Raw genomic sequence first — 21,351 nt, 5'->3', positions numbered from 1 at the left:
GATGACGCAAGTACCGATGCAAGCGGTGGTAACACAGTTGAACGAAGACGGTATCTACCTGTTCGTCAACGAGGGCAAGCTGAAAACCAAAGCGCTGCCGGGCGCCCTGACTGCCGCGCATGCGGAGCTGATCAGGCGGCACCGCGACGCGCTGGTCGCGTTCCTGTCGCCCCAGGAGCCGGAGCGCGTCCCGGAACTGGCCAGCATCGACAAGAGCGCTGGCTGTGCGCTGTCGTATTCCCAGCAGCGCTTGTGGTTCCTCGACCAGTTCGAACAGGGCAATAGCGCCTACAATATTCCGCTCGCGTTGCAATTGACGGGCGAGCTGGACCACGCCGCGGTGGCAACGGCATTGACCAGCATACTGGAACGCCACGAGAGTCTGCGCACCTGCTTCCGCCAGGTGGAGGGCCAGGTCCTCCAGTTCATCCTTCCGCCACAAGCGGTAACCGTCCCGATTACCGAGCTCGACCAACCCGATCCGGCGCTGCGCGACACCGCGTTGCGGCGCCTGATGGGCGAAGAAGCGCGCCGCCGCTTTGTTTTGAGCGAAGGGCCAATGTTGCGTGCCGGGCTGATACGCTGTTCGCCCCGGCATCACGTCTTGCTGTTGACAATGCATCACATCGCCAGCGACGGCTGGTCGCTGAACCTGGTCGTGCAAGAGTTCAGCCATTTCTACAACTGCGCCACACGCGGCCACGCGCCGGAGTTGCCACCGTTGCGCTACCAGTACGCCGACTACGCCCATTGGCAAAACGCCGCCCTGGCCGGCTCCCGCGTGGCCGAAGCCGTGGCAACGTACCGGCACCGGCTTGCCGCCGCGCCGGCCCTGCACAGCCTGCCAACCGACCAGGCGCGTCCCGGCGAGATGACCTACAACGGCGACTTTTACCGGCGCCGCCTGCCGCCGGACGCCAGCGCCACGCTGCGCAGCCTGGCCATCGCGCAAGGCGTGTCGCTGTTCGCGCTGCTCGAAGCGGCGTATGCCGTCTTGCTGGCCCGCTTCAGTGGCGCCGACGATATCGTGATCGGCACGCCCGCGGCCAACCGCACGCTGCGCGACGTCGAACCCATGATCGGATTCTTCGTCAACACGCTGGTGCTGCGCCATCGCATCACGCGCGGCATGGCGTTTACCGAAGTGCTGCAACAGGCTGCCGCCGGCATCGCGGACGCATACAGCCTGCAGGAAATTCCGTTTGAAATGATGCTCAATGAAGTCAATCCGGAACGCAGCACCAGCCATCATCCGCTGTTCCAGACCTTCATTGCTTTCGACAGCCGCGGCCGCAGCCGCCCCAGCCTGCATGGCCTGGAAGTCGAAGAACTGGAACACTATCACCAGTTTGCCAAGTTCGACCTCAGCCTCTATTTGCAGGACGACGACGACGGCTTGCGCCTGGGGTGGGAATACAACACCGACCTGTTCCGGCCAGCCACCATACACCGCCTGGCCGACAGCTTCGCCGTGCTGCTGGCTGCCATCGCCGCCGCGCCCGGCTGCGCGGTCGGCGCCCTGCCGTTGCTGAGCGAGGAGCAGGCCGCGCAACTGACCGATATTGCCGGGCAACAGGCGCTGACGCCGCTGCCTCCACACACCGTGGTGCGCCAGATATTCGACCAAGCCGGCGCCGGCGCCGGCAACGGCGCCCTGGTCCATGGCGCACGGGAATTGTGCTTTGCCGAGCTGGCGGCCAAGGTGCGCAGCCTGAGCGCCTGGCTGGGCCGCGAAGGCATCCAGCCGGGCGACCGCGTCGCCGTCCATATGACGCGCGGGATCGACATGGTGCTGGCCTTGCTGGCGGTGATGGCGCGCGGCGCGGCCTATGTGCCGCTCGATCCGGAGTATCCGCGCGAACGCCTGGCGTATATTGCCGACGATGCCGATGTCGCGGCCATCCTGGTCGACAGCGATGCGGCTGCCGGCCATTTCCCGGCGACGCGCCGCCGCCTGCTGGTTCAGCACGGCCTGAGCGCCGCCGATGCACCAGGAGAAGCCGATTTGTCGCGCCTCGAAGGCGCGGCCTACCTGATCTATACGTCCGGCTCGACCGGCGTACCGAAAGGCGTCGTGATCAGCCATGCCAATGTCGCCAACCTGTTGCTCGGCCTGGATCAGCGCCTGCAGGAACCGGCCGGCACGGCGCCGGTCACCATGCTGGCCGTGACCAGCATGTCGTTCGACATTTCGGTGCTGGAGCTGTTCTGGACCCTGTCGCGCGGGCACCGCGTGGTGCTGGCAGACGCCCAGGCCCAGCACCGCCCACCGGCGCCTGCGGACGAACTGCCGCGGCGCCAGAGCGGTAACGGGCTGGCCTTCAGCCTGTATTATTTCGCCTCCGATCCGGAACGCCAGGGCCATGGCAAATACGATCTCCTGATGGCCGGCGCGCAATTTGCGGACCAGAACGGCTTTGACGCGGTCTGGATGCCGGAGCGCCATTTCCATGCCTTCGGCGGCCAGTTCCCCAACCCCTGCATTACCGCCGCCGCCCTGTCGCAAGTCACCAAGCGACTGCAGTTGCGCGCCGGCAGCGTGGTGCTGCCGTTGCACAATCCGATCCAGGTGGCGGAAGACTGGTCCATGGTGGATAACCTGTCCGGCGGACGCGCCGGCGTCTCGGTAACCTGCGGCTGGCATTTCAACGATTTTGTATTCGCGCCGGAAAATTACAACAACCGCTACGAACATATGTTCGAGGGCATCGAGGTGCTGCGCAAGCTGTGGCGCGGCGAAGCGCATCAGGCCGTCGCCGGTAATGGCGATCAGGTGGAGGTCCGTATCCGCCCCCTGCCGCTGCAGGCCCAGATGCCGATATGGCTGACCACGGCCGGCAATCCGGAAACGTTCCGCCGCGCCGGCCGCCTGGGCCTGCACCTGCTGACCCATATCCTGGGACAGACTCCCGCCCAGCTGGCAGCCAACATCGCCATCTACCGCGAAGCGCGGGCGCAGGCCGGCTTCGCCCCGCAGACCGGCAAGGTCTCTGTCATGGTCCACACCTTCGTGTGTGGCGACATGGAGACGGCGCACCGGCTGGCCCAGGCGCCATTCAAGGAATACCTGCGCAGTTCGGCCGGCTTGCTGCGTCCCTTTGCGGAAGCGCAAGGCTGGGGTACCGATGTCGACCCCGAGGTGCTGCTGGAAGCGGGTTGCCAGCGTTATTTCCGCACCAACGCCCTGTTTGGCACGGTCGAGCATTGCGCCCGCATCGCCCACAGCCTGTACGATGCCGGCGTGGACGAAATCGCCAGCCTGATCGATTTCGGCGTCGACCAGGCGCAGGTGGTCGAACACCTGCGCTACCTGGGGCAGTTGCGGCAACTGATGCAGCATCGCACGGAACAACCCGCCACGCCTTCCACCCTGTCCGAGCTGATCGAGGCGCATGGCGTCAATATCATGCAAAGTACCCCCTCGCTGATGCACCTGATGCTCAACGAGCCGGGCGCGGCGCAGGCAATCGGCCGCCTGGACCGCCTGTTGCTGGGTGGGGAACACCTGTCGCCGGCAGTGCTGCAGGCGCTGCGGCCGCATTTCCGCGGCCGCCTGCACAATATGTACGGCCCGACGGAAACCACGGTCTGGTCCGGCACCGCGCGCCTGGATGGCCTCGACAGCTACCTTGGCCATCCGATCGCCAACACCCAGTTTTACGTGCTTGACGAAGCCGGCCAGCTGGTCCCGCCAGGCGTGATCGGTGAACTGTATATCGGTGGCCTCGGCGTGGCCATGGGCTACCATGGCCAACCGGCGCTGACCGCCGAACGATTCCTGCCCGACCCGTATTCGAGGCAGCCCGGACGGCGCATGTACCGCACCGGCGACCTGGTTCGCCTGCGCCATGACGGCTATTGGGATTTCCATGGACGGGGCGACTTCCAGGTCAAGCTGAACGGCTTCCGCATCGAACCCGGCGACATTGAAAAAGCGCTGCTGCACGAAGCGGACGTGACGCACGCCGTGGTCGCCGTGAAAAAAGACCAAGCCGGCAATGACCGGCTGGTGGCCTATGTGATGGCGCGCGCCGACGCGGCGCAATCGACGTCGATGGGAAACGAGCGGGTCAACAGTTGGCAGGCGCTGTATGACGAAACGTTTGCCGCCCCGGCGGCGTCAGCCGGAGCCGACCCCCGCTTCAATTTCGCCAGTTGGGTCAGCAGCTATGACCAGCGCGCTTACCCGCGCGAACTGATGCAGGAGTGGATCGACGACACGGTCGCCAGGATTCCGGCGCCGGCCCATGCCGACGTGCTGGAAATCGGCGTGGGCACCGGCCTGGTCTTGTTCCGCTTGGCGCCGCGCGTGGCCAGTTATACCGGCATCGACTTCGCCCAGAACGGTCTGGATTATATCGCCGCCCACCTCGGCTATCTGGGCGAGGCGGCACAGCAGGTGCGCCTGCGCCGCTGCGCCGCCCATGAATTCGCGGCCCAGGCCGGGGGCCGTTACGATACCGCCGTCCTCAATTCCGTGGTGCAGTACTTCCCCTCGGAAGCCTACCTGACCCAGGTGCTTGGCGATGTCCTGGCCAACCTGAAACCGGGCGGCAGCATTTTCGTCGGCGACGTGCGCCACCTGGCGCTGTTGGAAGCCTTCGCCACCTCGGTCGAGTATGCGCGGGCGCGGCCCGACGACAAGCTGATCCAGCTGCGTCACCGCATCAGCCAGCGCGTCGCGCATGAACGCGAATTGTTGCTGGCGCCGGCCTATTTCGCCAATCTGCCAACGCATTTCCCGCAAATCAAACGGGTGCAAATCCTGCCCAAGCCCAGCCATGGGCACACGGAAATGAGCAAGTACCGCTATGACGTGATTTTGCACACGGCGCCGGCGCTGCATGCCAGCAGGGAGCTGGTTTTGCAGTGGCAGCAAGACCTGTACAGCGGCGACCAGGTGCGCCAGTTGCTGCGCACCCAGGCGCCCGACCTGTGCATCATCGACGGCTTGCCCCACCCGCTGCTGGGTAACGACATGGACCTGGGCGCCTGCGTCGCCCGCCGCGATCCGCAGCAAACCGTTGGCCAGTTGGCCGCCACCCGGCCAACGCCGGTGGCCGACGCTTCGCTGGCGCTGTTGCGCGCCGTGGCGCACGACTGTGGCTATGAAACCAGCCTGTGCTGGCACGCCGGCGGCGCCGCCGCATCGGTCAGCCTGGTGCTGCGCAGCGCGGCCCAATTGGCCAGCGCGCGCGAAACGGCCGGCGCGGCCGACTCGTCTGCGCCGATGAGCAATAACCCGCTCAAGGAAGACCACAGCCATGCGCTGCTTCCCCGCCTGCAACGCAATCTGCGCCAGCGCCTGCCCGGTTTTATGCAGCCCGACACCTACATCCTTGTCGAGCAGTGGCCTTACACACCCAACGGCAAGATCGACCTGCAGGGCTTGCCGGTGCCGGAAGCCCAGGTGGCGAAGCCGCGCGATTACACGGCGCCGCAACATGAACTGGAAAGCGAACTGGCGCTGATGTGGGCGGAGGTGCTGAATGTGGAACGCGTCGGTATCCACGACAACTTCTTCGACCTGGGCGGCCGTTCATTGCTTGCAGCCCAGCTGCTCAACCGCATTGCGCGCCGCTGGGGACTGGAATTGCCGGTGCGCGTCCTGTTCGAGGGACCGACCATCGCCGAACTGGCACGCCACCTGGCGCAGGGCGGCCCGGCCCGTGCGGTTCCCCTGCTGCCACAGGGACGGCGCCGCGGCGTTCCCGCCACGCTGCTGCAGCAAAGCCTGTGGTTTTCCAGCCTGCATGGCCACAATGCCAGTCTCTACAATATGTCCACCAGCCTGGAAATCAACGGGCCGCTGGACCCGTCCCGCCTGTCGCAGGCACTGGCCGCCTTGCAGCAGCGCCATGACCTGCTCAATGCGCGCTTTTACGTCAGCGACGGCCACCTGTGCTATGACATCGAAGACCGGGCCCCGGTCGGGCTTGAAGTGCGGCATCTGGCGGGGGTTGGGCAGGTCCGGCATCCGAACGTGACCAGCCACTTGCGCGCTTTCGGCGACACGCCGTTCGACCTCGCAACGGGTCCGCTGTTCCGCCTCGGGCTGCTCGTGCTCGGTCCGGACCATGCCGTGCTGATGTTCGCGATCCACCATATCATCTCCGACGGCTGGTCGAACCGGCTATTGATCAGGGAATTGTTCGACCTGTATGAAGCGCTGGCCACGCCGCAGGCGCCGGCGCTGCCGCCGTTACCCATCCAGTACGCCGACTATGCGCTGTGGCTCGACCAGCAATATGGACAGGACGGCTTCAAGTCCGGCCTCGACTATTGGGCCGCGACGCTGGCCGGCATGCCGGACTTGTTGCAGTTACCCTGGGATAAGCCCCGGCCGGCCGTGCTGGGTGCGGAGGGAGGCGAACACCTGTTCCGGCTCGATGCCGACGTCTCGCACCTGGTGCGCCAGTTGTCCAGCCGGCTCGGCATCACGCCGTATATTTTCATGCTGACGGCATGGCAATTGTTCCTCAGCGACTGGTCCAGCCAGTACGACATCGCCGTCGGCACGTCCGTACAAAACCGCAGCCGGGTCGAACTGGAAGCAGTGGTCGGCTATTTCGTCAATACCGTGGTGGTGCGCCAGCAATTCGACTGGACGCATAGCCTGGAACAAGTCCTGGCCAAAGCCAGGGCCACCATCGTGGAAGCCTTCGACCACCAACACGTTCCCTTCAGCCTGGTGGTGCAGCGCCTTAATCCGCCACGCAGCAGCAGCTATGCCCCGGTCTACCAGGTGCGTTTCTCGTATGAGGTGCTGGGCAATGTGGAACTGGGGCGTGGCGGCATGGCCATCCAGCCGGTCCGCGCCGACGTCGCCGCCGCCAAATTCGACCTCGCGTTGCTGATGAATGAAACCGACTGCGGCTTCGAAGCGGCGCTCGGCTACAACCGCCAGCTGTTCGGCGACACCGCCATCGCCGCCGTGTGCGACCGTTTTGCCGCGCTGATCGGCGCGCTGGTCCGGCACGCGCCCGACGCGCCGCTGGCCTCCCTGCGCCACACGGGCGCCGCCGCAGACAACCGCCAGGAACGCCTGTCCCGCCTCGCGGCGCGCAAGCGCACCGGCGCAATAGAATGAAAGGAAGCATCACCATGCGCGAGTCCTCCTCCGTGGACGAAATCATCGCCACGTCGTACGCCCCGCTGGGCATCGTGCCGGAGCGGTTTGCCCGCTTTGCCCTCAACGAACCGGCGCTGCACCGCCCGGCCGACTATCTGCTGCAGGATGATTTGCCTGACCTGATGCGGCACTATCAGTTTCCCGTGCAGCGCTGGCCCTTCTTTGTCGACAGCGCCAACTTTCGCGCGGTCGAGGTGCCGGCCACGGTACTGCCCGCGCTGATCAACAAAATACCGCGGCTGTTTTTCGACAACGACGTGGACGCGATTTGTAATTACTTCGGCATCGAAAACAAACTGCTGTTCTCGATGTTGTTCACGCACAAATGGCATGGCCAGTCGGTGGTGGCGCGTGGTGACTTCATCAATACCAGCGACGGTCTGATGTGCCTGGAACAAAATATGGGTAGCCAGATCGGTGGCTGGCAAACTGAAGCCATCAGCGCCGCTTACCTGCGCTGTCCCGCCATGCAGCGCTTTATGCAGGAAACGCCATTCCGCTATACCCCGACCAATGTGTTGCTGGCCTGGTTCAATTATTCGATCGGCCTGGCGCGGCGCAATACCGGCCTGGCCGATGGCGGTGTGCATAACCTGTTCATCGCCGCACCCCATGAATACGCGACAGGCAGCACCAGCGCCTACTTCGCCGCGGTTTATCAGCAGGCCCTGGAGCAACACGGCTTGCACGGCACATTGTTCATGAATAATTTCGACGCGCTCAGCGCCGGCAGGGACGGCGTGCATGTCCAGGGTCAGCGCATCCATTCCCTGCTCAATCCATCGGGACTGACTTTGCCCCTGCCGGTGCTGCGTGCCTATATGGCGTGCACCGTGTATATCGTCGATGAAACCCTGCCGGTCGTGTACAGCGACAAGCGCATGCTGGCCCTGCTGTCCACCCATGCCGGCGACCCGCGCCGCTTTACGGAACAGGAACGCGGCGTGATCGAACGCCACGTGCCATGGACCCGTGCCTTCGACCAGGAACACGTCGATTACCGGGGCGGGCGCCACCAGCTGGCGACGCTGGCGGTCGAGCAGCAGCACGAATTCGTGATCAAGCATGCCAAGGGTTGCCAGGGCAACGACTTGTATATTGGCGGCAAGACCCCGGCCAGCGAGTGGCGCCAGGTGGTGGAACGGGCCGTGCGGGAAAAATGCTGGGTGATCCAGCAATATTATGCATCGCTGACCTACCTGGGCCAGCAGGGCGAACAGGGCATCGGCCGCTTTCACGGCATCTGGGGCACGTTCTGCTTCGGCGAGCGGCTGGGCCGGATCTGGCTGCGCATCCAGCCGGCCAGCGGCGGCAGCGGCATCATCAATTCCCACCAGGGGGCGGCTGAAACCATCGCCTATGTGGTGGATCCGCTGGAATGAAGGCAGGCGGCCCGGCGGCAGCCTGCCATCCGGGCCAGCCTACTGTATCCCGTCGTGCCGCCGCTGGCTGAGACGGAACCACAGGCGCGCAGCCAGTGCCGGCGCGCCGTGGCGCAGCACCAGGCGCGCCGACCGCCGGTGCCCCAGCAGCGCGCCGATCCAGGTGCGGCGCACGATCGGCACCTGGAACGCGGCCAGCTTATGCCGCGGCGAGCCCCAGCACTGCGCCAGCGTGATGCCGAAGCGCGTATCGGTCGGTTCCACGCCATGCCACCAGTACGGCGGAATGTACAGGCAATCCCCCTCTTCCACCACCACCTCGCAGGGCTGCACGTGTTCCCGGTACGCGTCGAAGCAGGCGCCGCTTTCCAGGTACCGATAGCGCATCAGGTCCGGTTCCAGGCGGTCGAACGCCGGGTTGAGCGGCGCCAGCAAGCCGACCCGCTTGCTGCCTTTAATCTGGCACATCAGCGTCTCGTCCGCCTCATGGTAGTGCCAGGCGGTACCCGCGCCGCTGTACAGGAAAACACGATGGCGCGGCGAAATCAGCGGATCGGGCAACTGGCGCAGAAAGGGAAATTCATCCAGGTCGTCAAGCAGCGGCGCGAACGGTCCCCCGGCCGTGAAAAAGATCGAGGGCACGCTGACCACGCCGTCGCGGTTGGCCTGCAATTGCAGCACGGCGTCGTCCAGCGCGACCTGCTGCTCGCTTTTTGCCATCAATTCCTGGTGCAGATAGTTCGAGTGGCGGTAGAGCGCCACGGCAGGCCGGCCTACCCGCGACGCCAGGTAGCCGGGCTCGTGCCAGAAGCGCGCCGCGCGCCAGGCGCGGACGGCGCCCTTGATCAGGCAAGGTTTGTTCAACAGCACGTGCCGCTGGTAAAACACGTCCTCGGGCAACGCCGCGGCGTCGTAGACCGCGGGCGCGGCAGCCGCGAGCCGGTTTGGTAGATTTCCTAGGATATTCATCATCAGTTTCCTGTGGCCGCCACAACCGCTCAATGCGCCGGCGCCGGCGCCGCCGCCCGCGCCGCGAGCGCCTTGCCGACAGCCTGGTCGTGCTGGCGCATGATCTGCGCGACCGGGGCTTTGCGCGTGGTGTAGCGGAAAACCGCACGCGAAATCCCGCGCAGCCAGAACGGCACCGGCCGGAACGTGTCGATCAATACCACCAGGCGCTCCTCTTTCGATTCCTTTTGCACCGAATGCAGCGCTGAAGCATCGAAAGCGAAGCACTTGCCCACTGTCCAGGGCTGGCGCCGGCCGGCAATGGTGATCGAACATTCGCCCTCGGGCACGATCAGCGGCAAATGGCAAATGATGGACTGGCAATGGCCGTCGCGGTGCGGCGTGATCTCCTTGCGGTCGCCGCCGAGCAGCGAGAAGCGTACGCTGAACAGTTCCGGAACGTGGGTTTCCAGTAGCGCCAGGGTGCGCGGAAAATGCGGCGCCAGCATGGCGTTCCCGGTGCCGTTAAGGCGCAGATACAAAAAACCCCAGGAGCCGCCGCCAAAGTCCGCAACATTGTTGGACGTGCGCAAGTCTTCCAGGTCTGGCAGACGGTCCAACCGGGCACGGAAGCGCTCGAACTCATCCAGCACCACGGGCCAGTTTTCCTCCAGTGCGCGCATCCATTGCATGCGGTCCGCATACCAGATCGGCCCGGGCCCCGCTTTGCCCAGGCGCCAGTTCAAAATTTCAGTCATCCGGTACAACGGGACGATGACCGCCGCATCAAATACTTTCCGCATTATGTTTTTCAAGATTGCCTCGGAAACGTTTATCGAACCTCGAGCACACGCTGGTAGCGCTTGCTCAACGCGGCCCCCTCGAAGGCGCCCCTGACTTTGACGAACATGTCGTAATTGAGCCATTCGAAGAAACGGCCGGCCGGGCGGGGGAAGTCCACCAGCAGCACGATGCGCTCTTCGGTTGACGGCTTGACGACGGCGTGGGCGCGGGTCTGGTCAATCACGAAAGCCTTGCCTTCCGCCCAGTTCAGCTTGATATCGTCGAAGACCAGAAAATCGTTGACCGGGTCCGGCACTTTCAAGCCCAGGTGCACGCGCAAGGTGCCCGTCTTGAAATCCTCGTGGCGCGGAATGTTGGTCACCCCGGGCATGCACGAAACCATGACGCTGCATGCGTTTGGCAATACGTCCTTGACCAGCGCCAGCGTCTTCGGGAAGTGCGCCGCGACCGGCTCTATCCTCTGGCAATACACCATGGAGTGAAAATATTCCCACTTGTCCAGGCCATGGTGGCGCGTCATGCCTGGATACAGATCCTCCTTATCCAGGTGACGCCCGATATGCCGCTTGAAAGCCATGGTTTCCTCCAGCACCACCTGGTAATTCTCTTCCAGTTCATGCAGCCAGGGCACTTCGTCGCCGCGCCAGCAGGTTTTGCCGGCCATCGTTGAGTTCCTCACCAACAGCGCGTGAGCCAGCTTGAAGTAATTCTGGTAACCCCAGTTGATCAGCTTTTCTTTCAGTCTCATTTTTTATGTCTTGTATGCAATGGAAATGCTGCCTTGTTGTTTCATCGACCGATGCATGCCAGCACGGTCGCCAGGTTGGTTTGCTCGCTCAATAGTTCTTCGTGTTTTCCTCCAAGTCGGTGGACCTCCAGGTTGATCAGGTAGCGTCCCCAATCCAGGTCCGGCACATCGTTGTTTGCGCAATGGAACTCCGGGTCATCGATCCGGCACAACACCGCCGGCAGCGTCAACTTGTGCACGGGACGGTAAGCCATGCGGGCGCGGTTCGACAACAGCACTTCCTCGATACTGCGCTGAAGCATGCGGATGCGCTCGGGCGCGCGCGTGTGCCCCATCCGTTCAACGAATGCATCGGCAATGGCCGCCGCATCCCACTGCGACATGCGCGCCAGTTCGTCCGGCGTCAGCGCCACCTCGGCACGGCGCGCCAGCTTGCCCAGGAAGCGCGGGAAATCGGCATTGCCGTCATCGATGGCCGGCGCGTGGCCGTCAACCAGCACCAGCTTGTCGAGGCGTTGCGGATCATGCTGCGCGAACAGGTGTGCCAGTTCAAAACCAACCAGGCAACCAAAACAGTACGCCACCAGCGTCACCCTGGCCCGCCCCAGCTGCGCACGCAACTGTCCGTAATAGGCTTGCGCCATCTGTTCGATGGCCGCATGCAACGGGACATCGGGCGCGGCGGCGAGATTGGACTGCAAACCCAGTACCCGCACATGCGGCCCGATCGCTTTGACCAGTTCGGCATAGGCGCCCAGGCTGCCCCCTCCCGGGTGGATGCAGAGCACCACGTGGTCCGTATCGCCGCCCGGCTGCAGTACCACCAGGTTGCGCACCGCCGCCGGCGCGGCGGCGCCGGCGATGGCGCTCTGCAACGCCCCCAAGGTAGGCTGCTGAACGAAATCAGCCAGGTTGAGCGTCACGTTCAAGCGCTTTTTAACCATCGCCAGCAATTGAATGGCGACCAGCGAATCGCCGCCACATTGGAAGAAGTGGCTGTCCGGCGTCAGGTTTTCGTCATTGCCCAGCAGGAATTGCCAAATCCCGCGCAGTGTGGCCAGCCGGTCCGTCCCGGCGCCCGGGGCCGCGCTGGCGCTGGCGACGCCGCGCCCCTCGACCCAGTCGGCCACGCGTTCGTCGAGCGCCTGGCGCGAGACGACCAGCTGGGTTCCGGCAAACTCATCCAACCCGCTGCGGAACACCCGCACCCCTTCGGCCGGGCTCAGCGCGTTGGCCGCCATCGATGCGCCGTCCGCATGGTTGGCGCCCCAGCCGTCCCAGTTCATGCTGACCCAATGCTGGCCGGGACGGCTTTGACGGCGGCAAAACGCGTCCTGGAATGCGTTGGCCGCCGCATAGGAACTGTGACCGATACCGCCCAGCACAGCGGACATGGACGACATCACCGCCACGAACGCGCTGCGTGTCCGGTTCGCCAGGCTGGCCAGCCGGTCCAGGCTATCGGCCTTGACGGAAAATTCCTGTCCGGCGGCGCCCTCGCTCAGCGCGGTATGCAAACCCAGCGCGCTGTTGAAGGAGGTCACCGAATAGACGATGCCGTCGTACTGGAGCGCCGCCGATGCGCAGTGCCGCTCCAGCAATGCCCAGTGTGCGGGATCGCCTACATCCATGACCACGTAGGACAGCGCCGCGCCGGCCGGCCCCTGGCCGGTGCGGCGCCGCAAATAAGCGCTCTGCGCCGTCGCCCGGGCATACAGGCCGTCGGGCACCCCTTGCGCAAACAGCAGCGGCGGGAACCCGGCGCCGGCCGCCGGCAAGCCCTGGAAACCGGCTTCCGCCAACGCCCCGCGCCAGCCTTCCGTCGGGCCGAAGATGGCCAATCCGCCATCGGGTCTGAGCAATGCCGCCAGCCGCACCAGCAAGGCGCCATGATCACCGCCCGGCGCATCCAGCCCGCACACCACGGCCAGGTCGAACTCCTGGTAAGCGAAGCCCTGTTCGAAGGGATCGCCGGCCGGGTCCAGGCGGCGCAATTCGACGCGCGCGGCGCCGAGCCGGTCACGGCACGCGGCTGGCTCGGCCTGCGTAAAGACCCAATGCACCCCGTCCGCCGCGACCTGGCCGCACATGTCCGCTATCGGATCGCCATCGCCGATGGCCAACACCCGCAACGGCGGCCCGCCGGCCGCGCGCCGGGCGCGCATCAACCGGGCCAGCCCGGCCACATCGCGCACCGCCACCGGCGCCATGTCCGGCCGTCCGGCCTCACCACCCAGGCGGTACAAGTCGGTCACGTGGCGCGGGTCGACGCCCGGCACGGGATTGCGGCTCACCACCGTCACTTCCGCCGCATACTCGTCGGCCAGCATGGCGCTGAGCCGGGCCCCGACCCGTCCCATGCCGCCAAACACCAGATAGCGTCCGTTCAGGCGCAGGCGCGGCCGGGCAGGCATCGCCAGTTCCCCCAGCGGCCGGTAAGCCAGCGTGCTCAGGCCGTCCGGCCCGGCGCGCAACACCCGGTGCCGGGCCGGGCCGCAAAGGTATGGCCAGCAGCGCCGCAGCTGGCCGGATTCCGGCAACAGCAGCAGGCGCGTGCTCAAATTGGGCACCTCCTGTGCATACACGTTCAGCGCCGCCGCCACCGCCTGCACCGCCGGCGCCGCCTGGCCATCGGCGTCCGGCGCGCAAACCAGCGTCAGCACAATGCGCTCGCAAGCGCTCCAATGACGCGTCAGGGCCATCACCAATTGCCTGATTTCACGCCACAGGGGAAACAACTGTTCGGCCTGGGCCGCGTCGACCAGCACGCATACGGACTGCATGGACGCCGCCGGCAACGGCGCGGCGGCGCTTGCGGCCAACTCGGACAAGGTGGCGCAGGCATCGAATTCCGCCGCCAGGCCGGCCGCCGGCGCCGCGCCGCACAGCACCAGCAGCTTGCCGTGCGCGGGCACGCCGCTGTCGGCCTCCGCCGGCAATGCTTCCCACACCGGCGCATGGCGCCAGGCGCGGTGCGGCTCGGCGGCCGGATCGGCGACCGGCGGGGCGGCGGCGCGGCCGCCGGCCTGCAATGGCGACGGCAGCAGATACTCGCTCTCATCGAACTGATAGCCGGGTAAATGGATGCACCGCCCGCCCTGCTCCGGCCAAGGCACGTCATAACCCGCCGTCCACAGCCCGGCCATGACGTGGCTGATGCCGGCGTCGGCACAACCATCGCCCTTTCCGCCCAGCGCCAGCGCGGCCGCCCCGTTCTGGCGCAGCAGGTTGAGCAGGACCGCCTGCGGGCCCAGGTCCAGCAGCACATCGCAGCCGGCGGCCATCGCCTGCACGCCATCGCCAAACCGCACCGGCGCCAGCATGTGGTCCAGCCAGTAGCACGGGTCAACCGCCTGTGCCGCCGTGATCGGGCGGCCGGTCAGGTTCGAAATAAATGACATTTGCGGCGCCTGCAGGCGCACGCCGGCCAATGCCGCCTCGAATGCCGGGCGCGCCGCCGCCATCAGCGGGCTGTGATAGGCGTGTGACGTGGCCAGCGCGCGCGCCGCAATGCCATGCTGTTCCAGCACGGCCAACTGCGCGCCAATGTCCGGCGCCGCTCCTGCCAGCGTGGTATTGGCGCCGCTGTTGATGGCGGCCACCGCCACGCCGGGCAGGCGCAGGGCCTCGACCGTTTCCAGTCCGGCATGCGCCACCAGCATGGCCCCACCGGGCGCGGCCTGCATGGCCAGGCCGCGCGCCATCACCAGCTCCAGCGCCGTCTCGAATGACATGACACCGGCCACGGCGGCCGCCACATATTCCCCCAGCGAATGGCCGATCATTTGCGCCGGACGCAATCCCAGGTCCAGCAACACCTGGGCAAGGGCGTACTGGGTAATGAACAGGGCCGGCTGGGTCAGTTTGGTTTCCGACAGCAGGGCCTCGGCCTGTGCCGCGGTGTATGCGCCCAGTTCAGGGTAAATCAAATGGCGGATATCCAGGCCCAGGCGCGGCGCGGCGCAGGCCGCGCCGCGGTCCACCAGGCGCCGGAACGGCGCGTGGTCCTGGTACAACCGGCGATACATGCCGACCCGCTGGCTGCCCTGGCCGGCGAAGGCCCAGCCCTGGCGGTTGCCAGCCGGCTTGCGCTGCGCGGATGAAGCGCCCACCTGCCGCAGTCCGTGCAACAGCGTGTCGCGGTCGTGACAGGCAAACGCCACCCGGCAATCGAAGTGATCGCGGCGGTGCTGCAGCGTGTAGCAGAAATCGGCAAGATCCAGTTGCGCCGCGTCCTGGACGTGCCGCGCCAGCGCCCGCGCCATGCGCACCAGCGCCGCCGGTGTCTTGGCCGACAGCGGCACGACATGGTCCAGCCTCCCGCTCCCGGCCGAGGCGGTGCGGCCGCCGGCGGGCGCCGGCGCCACCACCAGGTGCGCATTGGTGCCGCCTATGCCGAAACTGCTCACGCCGGCATAGCGCTCGCCATCCTGGCCGGGCCATGGCTGCCGCGCCTCGCTGATATAAAACGGCGAGCCCTCCAGCCTGATGAGCGGATTCAAGCGCTGGAAGTTGCCAGCAGCCGGCAACTCGCCACGGCCAACGGCCGCCAATGCCCGGATCAGCCCGGTGACCCCGGCGGCCGCGTTCAAATGGCCGACCGAGGCTTTGGCGCTGGCCAGCGCACAGCGCCCGCCGGGGCCGAACGCCTGGACCAGGGCCTTGATTTCGACTGGGTCGCCCATGCGCGTGCCGGTGCCGTGCGCCTCCACGTAACCGATGCAGGCGCTGTCCACGTCCGCCATGGCGTGGGCCGCCTGGATCACGCGCGCCTGGCCATCCACACCGGGGGCGGCAAAGCCCACCCGCGCGTTGCCGTCATTGTTGACGGCGCCGCCCAGTATCACGCCGTGCACAGGGTCGCCGTCGGCCAGCGCATCTTCCAGGCGTTTCAGCAGCAACACGGCCCCGCCGTTGCCCGGCACCGTGCCGTTGGCGTCCTGATCAAAGGGACGGCAATGGCCATCGGTCGATTCTATACTGCCGGGCGCACTCACGTAGCCGCTGTCCTGGTGGATGCCGACATTGGCGCCGCCGGCCAAGGCCAGGTCGCATTCGTAATTGAGCAGTGCGCTGCAAGCCTGGTGCACCGCCACCAGCGAACTCGAGCAGCCGGTGTTGATGTTGATGCCGGGACCGCCCAGGTTGAGGCGATATGCCACGTTTTGCGCCGCGAAGTCTTGCCCGTTGCCCAGCAGCAGTCCAAGAAAGTCGGGCGAACTGTGCGCCAGGCCGGCCTCGTAAATATGCTTGAACCAGTACTGGCTGGCGCTGGTGGACAGGAATGCGGCGCACCGCGCCAAGTCCCGCCGCAGGCCGTAGCCACCATTGCACAATGCCTGGTATGACCATTGCAACAGCAACCGTTGCTGCGGATCCATGGTGGCCGCCTCGCCGGCGCGGATACCGAAGAAGCCCGCGTCGAAGTGATACGGCTGGCCGATCGCGCCATACGCCGCCACCCAGCCATCGATCGCGCGGGCCGGGTCGCCGCCCTGCGCCTGCAACTGGGCGGCCGTGAAATGGCTGATCATGACTTCGCCGGCGAAACTTTTGTCGATAAATTCCTCCACGCTATCCGCCCCCGGAAAGCGTCCGGCCCAGCCGATCACGGCGATCTGGTTCGCTCGCTCAGTCATGCTGTCGATTCCTTTGCTGTCGTTGTTTCAATTGCGCGCGGCGCCGTTCAGCCTGCGCGTCGAGCGCCTGGCGCGCGGCGCCGGCCGGCGCCGACGCGGCCGTACCGGCGGCGCGCGTGGCGTCGATGAACGCCGCCAGGGTCTGGATCGTCGGGTATTGGAACAGGTCCGTCAGCTCCACGCCGAAGCCCGCGCCGGACGCCAGCCGTTCACGCAATTGCACCATGCGCATCGAATTGCCGCCAACCGCGAAATAGTTATCGTCCAGTCCGAAGTCGTCATGTTGCAGCGACGCCCGCCACGCTTCGGCCACCAGTTGCTCGGTCGCGGAAACCTGCGGCCCGGCGCGCCAGGATGCGCTCTGCCGGGGGCGCAGGAATTTGTACGGCAACCCGCTTTCGTCCGCCACCTCGCCGCCGTTCTCCGGGCCGGACTGGCGCACGGCATAGTGCGGCATGGCCTCCAGTCCGGCATCCGCGGCCAGTGCAGGATGCGCCAGGTTGACGCCGACCAGCCATTCGCCGGGTTGCTGCGACAGGCACCACAGCATGGAACGCAGCGCCATTTCCGGGTCCATGACATAAAAGCCGTTGGCCGCGCTGGCCGCCAGCGAACTGACGCGCAGGCTCATGCCGGTGTCGCGCCACGCACTGAACATCAGGCAATAGGATGGATGCCTGGCGCGCCGGTTCAGCTCGCGGCTCAGGCCCAGCTGGAAGCTGTTGGCCATCGCATACGCCGCGACGCCCGCGCCGCCGAAGTAGCCATTGACGGAAGCCAGGTGGATGATCGGCGCACCGTCCGGCAAATAAGGCTCGAGCGCGTCCAATACGGTAACGGTGCCGTCCACTTTGGCCGTCGTCAGCCGCCGCCAGTGGGCCTCGTCGATGTCGCCGGCGGCGCGCTCTTCGTAGACGCCGGCCGCATGGATCACGCCGTGCAGCGCATCGCGCCAGCTGTCCGGCAACGCCGCCATGGCGGCGCGCATGGCCGCCGCGTCGGCGATGTCCACTTGCACGTAATGCACCCGCTCCGGGTTGGACAGGTGCGCCAGTCCGGCCTGCACTTGCTCGGCGGGACGCCTGCCGCACAGGATCAGGCGAACGTGCAGATAGTGAAGCAGGAAGTCCAGCAGCGGACGCGCCAGTTCGCTCAATCCGCCACACACCAGATAGGTGGCATGGGCCCGGAATGGCAAGGCGCCTGGCGCGGCTTCCGCGGCGGGACGCGGCCGCGGTTGTCGCCGCTGGCCCTGCTCGTAATGCAAGTGCGGCAACCAGCGCGCGGCACCCGTTTCCGTCGTATAGATCGCCTGCCAGTCCGGCGCGGCATCGGCCACGCTGACCAAGCCGGTCTGCCAGGCCGGATATTCCTGGCTGATACTGCGCAGGAATCCCGGCAAGCCATGTGGCGCCGCCCCGCAAAATACCTGACAACGGACATGCAGCCCGGGATGGGCCTCGCTGGTGCGCCGCACCAGCTCCAGCAGCTGGCGGTAAGCCAGGCTGGCGCCGGCTTGTTGCGCCGGCCACCAGACAGCCAGCCGGGCCTGCCCGGCGGCGGCCAGCCTGTCAGCCAGCCGTTCCAGGTCGGCAGGTTGCCACCCGTGGGCCGGACCCGCGCCCGCCAGCGGCACCGGCGGCGTTCCCAGCAGCAGCGGCGGCGGCGCACCGCGCACCGCGCCAGGCGGCTCGCTTGGCAGATAGCGCACCTGGGCGATCCAGCGCGGCGGCTTGTCATCCTCGTCCTGCGCCGCGAAGCTGATGGTCGATGCCGCATACGCCTGTTCGGCAAAGCGCTGTTGCAAGGCGCTGCGCAGGATCTTGCCGATATTCGACTTGGGGACGTCTTCCGGCGCCAGGAAGACCACGAAATCCAGCGCCAGTTGGGTTTGCTCGAAAATCAGCTTGCGCAAGCGGCCGGCCAGCTGGCGCCGCCCGTCCGCGCCGTCCGGCGCCACCACGAACAGCGCCGACGCTTCCTGCCGGTTGCCCAAGGTCACCGGACAGGCCGCGCTGTAATTCACCTGCACCAGGCCGGAATGTTCGGCCGCCGCTTCGATTTCCTGGCAGGCGTAGTTGACGCCATTGATAATGATTAATTCCTTCTTGCGCCCCGTGATCACCAGGCCCTGCGGGCCGATTTTGCCCAGGTCGCCGGTATCGAACCAACCGTCCGCGGTAAACGACCGCTGGTTCTGCTCGTCATTGCGGTAATAGCCGGCCAGCACATTCGCGCCCCGGACTTGCAGGCAGCCGATTTCCCCTTGCCGCCTGAGCATGCCCTCGTCATCGACGATGCGCACCGAGACGCCCGGCACCGGGAATCCCACCGGCATGAAGGCCAGCGCCGCATCGGACGGCCGGGACTGATAATCGGCGTTGTACGTGACGCCGGAACAGGTTTCGGACATGCCCCAGCATGGCTTCATTGCGGTACGCGCCAGGCCATGCGGCGCCAGGTTATCCATGAAGCGCTGCACGGTCCGGGGCTGGATCGCTTCGCCGGCATTCAGTATGAAGCGCACGGCGCTCAAGTCCCAGCGCCGTCCCGGCGCGTTCATCAAGCGCTCGTTGAGCAGTTGGTAGGCAAAGTTGGGCGCCCAGGTGATCGTGACGCGATGACGCTCCATGGCGTCCAGCCAGTACAGGGGATCCTGCAGCACCAGCGACGTCTGGGCATGCAGCTGCGTAATCCCCAGGAAGGTGTCGCAAACATGGAACATCACGATGCCGCCCACATGATCCAGCGGCATCCAGTTAAAGCTGATATCGTCGCATCCGCCGCCATTGTTTTGCCATGCGGCGCGCGTACGCGCCAGGATGGCGGCGTGGGTCTGGGGCACCAGTTTGGCGTTACCGGTACTGCCCGAGGTCAGCAGCAACACCGCATTGTCTGCGGCGGCGAGCGCCGGCAGGACTGCCAGCGGCGCGTGTGCGGCCAGCCCGGCAAAGTCCAGTATGGCGCCCGCCGTCTGGCCGGCCACCTGCGCGGTGATGGCGGCGCTGCTGACGGTGCGGGCCGGCGCCAGCACTTGCTGGGCATGCAACAACTTGTTCAGTGCGCCGGCCTGCCGTTCGCGGCCATCCGGCCATTCGCAAAACACGGGTACCGCGCCGATCAGCTGGCATGCCCAAAACAACTGGCAAAACGACACGTTATCCTGCAGCAGGAAGATCACCGCATCGCCGCGGCCGATACCATGGGCCATCAGGCCGCTTGCCACGCGGGCGCTGGCCTGGTAAAACTCGCGGTAGCTGAACCGTTGCTCGCCGTCGGCGCCAAAGAAATGCAGGTAGCGCTGTTCGCGTTGTTCGGCCGCCTCCAGCAGGCAATCCCGCAGCAGCGCGATGTGCGGCTGCCGCGCCTGCAACGGCGCACCGCTCAGCATGGCGGGGCCGGCCTGCGCTTCACGCTCCGGTACAAAGGCGCTCAATGGCGGCAACGTCCAGCGCGCGTGCCGCACCGGCGCCGGGACGGTTTCCAGCCCGGACCAGCCCTGGCTGTGCCATAACCCCACTTGCCGCACCGACACCAGCGGCACGGCTTGCAGGGCTTTGCGGTCGGTGCGTCCCGCTTCATCGACGGGCAGCGCGGCCAGTTCGACCAGGTGATGCCCGCGCAAATGGGCCGGCAAACCAGCCAGTAGCGCGGCCTGCAGCCGCGGCTCCGGCGGCGCCACCAGGAACAGCACGGCGCACAGGCCCTGGCTGCCCGGACGGAAGCACAGCTCGGCCGCCTGCACCGGCAAATGCGCCTGCACAAAAGCGGCAATCACGCGCGCATCGGTCGCATGCCCCGCGATGTCGGCGACCATGCTGGCGCAGGTATCGATGCGCACCATACCGTCCAGGGTCAATTGCCCGGTCAGGCCGAGTTCCACGCTGTCGCCGCCCTGCCCGTCCAGCAGCGCAATCTGCGGCACACCCGGCGCGTGCAGCACCAGCCGGCCGATGGCGCCCGGTGGCAACGCGGCGCCTTGCGCATCGAGCGCGTGCAAGCGGTCGGCAGCGACCGCCTGCACGCGACCTTGCAGGGCCCAGACGCCGCAGGCGGGATGGTAGGAGTAGGTGGTGCCCGGCGTGAAGGCTGCCTCGCCCGCCGCCCCGGTAAAACGCCGGTCGAGCGCCCCGGCTTCGATGGTGGTGACGGTAGCGCCGGCCTCCAACGCGGCCAGCACCACGACCAGCGTGGAACCGAGCGCCAGCGCGGGATCGATGCCGACCCGCTGTGCGGGACCGATCGCAAACAAGGTACGGCATTGCTGCGTTTGCTGCGCCAGTCGGCGTTCGTCGAGTCCCCACCAGCGGTCGCCATGCGGCAGCCACAGCAACGCCGGATGCGGCTGCGCCGCGCGGCACGCCATTGGCGCGCGCATGAAATCGCGGTATGCCGGGCTCCAGCCAGGTTCCGCCACCTGCACGCTGCCGGTGCGCCACCATGCGCGCAGCGTCTCCAGGTAGGGTTGCAGGCAGGCGCCCAACTGCGGCGCAGTTGCCGCTTCGCCGTCCAGGCAGGCCAGCAGGTCCGCGTAGCTCAACGCGGCGCCATCACACAGCGCGGCCTGCCGCGGCTGGCGCGCAGCCTGTGCCCGCAGGCTGTCCTTGAAGGCCGGCAGGCGCCCCTGCCGGTTCAGCAGCAGTTGTTTGAGTTTGTCCTTCTGGGTTGGCTCGGAATCGAATTCTGACATGCTGGTCA

General features: G+C 66.4%; 7 protein-coding genes. 2 read left to right on the top strand and 5 right to left on the bottom strand.

What is annotated here, in order from left to right:
- Position 1 precedes the first annotated feature (1 nt).
- Positions 2-7,090: a MupA/Atu3671 family FMN-dependent luciferase-like monooxygenase gene (locus GJ700_RS09755; RefSeq protein ID WP_154373109.1), complete on the top strand. Its 7,089-nt coding sequence runs from the start codon at positions 2-4 to the stop codon at positions 7,088-7,090.
- Positions 7,091-7,104: 14 nt separating this feature from the next.
- The gene (locus tag GJ700_RS09750) at positions 7,105-8,514 is read left to right on the top strand and encodes a hypothetical protein (RefSeq protein ID WP_154373107.1); all 1,410 of its coding nucleotides are present in this window, start codon (positions 7,105-7,107) and stop codon (positions 8,512-8,514) included.
- A 39-nt stretch (positions 8,515-8,553) separates the two neighbouring features.
- Here the strand turns inward: GJ700_RS09750 and GJ700_RS09745 are convergent, their stop codons facing one another.
- The 5 genes from GJ700_RS09745 to GJ700_RS09725 are packed head-to-tail and all read right to left on the bottom strand — an operon-like array spanning position 8,554 to position 21,343.
- Entirely contained in the window at positions 8,554-9,486 is a 933-nt protein-coding gene (locus tag GJ700_RS09745; protein ID WP_154373105.1) for a cupin-like domain-containing protein, read from the bottom strand.
- A 26-nt stretch (positions 9,487-9,512) separates the two neighbouring features.
- Positions 9,513-10,265 (bottom strand): aspartyl/asparaginyl beta-hydroxylase domain-containing protein, encoded by a 753-nt coding sequence (locus tag GJ700_RS09740; RefSeq protein ID WP_195763844.1) that lies wholly within the window; start codon positions 10,263-10,265, stop codon positions 9,513-9,515.
- A gap of 29 nt (positions 10,266-10,294) precedes the next feature.
- A complete protein-coding gene (locus tag GJ700_RS09735) occupies positions 10,295-11,014 on the bottom strand; it encodes an aspartyl/asparaginyl beta-hydroxylase domain-containing protein (RefSeq protein ID WP_154373101.1) in 720 nt (239 codons plus the stop codon).
- 41 nt (positions 11,015-11,055) lie between these two features.
- On the bottom strand, positions 11,056-16,653 hold the full coding sequence (locus GJ700_RS09730; RefSeq protein ID WP_154373099.1) for a type I polyketide synthase: 5,598 nt from the start codon (positions 16,651-16,653) through the stop codon (positions 11,056-11,058).
- Positions 16,646-21,343: an SDR family NAD(P)-dependent oxidoreductase gene (locus GJ700_RS09725; protein ID WP_154373097.1), complete on the bottom strand. Its 4,698-nt coding sequence runs from the start codon at positions 21,341-21,343 to the stop codon at positions 16,646-16,648. Before GJ700_RS09725 ends, GJ700_RS09730 begins: the two co-directional genes overlap by 8 nt.
- Positions 21,344-21,351: the final 8 nt, after the last annotated feature.

It is taken from the genome of Pseudoduganella rivuli, assembly GCF_009674485.1.
GTDB classification, from domain to species: Bacteria; Pseudomonadota; Gammaproteobacteria; order Burkholderiales; family Burkholderiaceae_D; genus Rugamonas; species Rugamonas rivuli_B.
The sequence above is the reverse complement of the archived record's forward strand: the minus strand, read 5'-3'. Positions and strand labels throughout refer to the sequence as shown.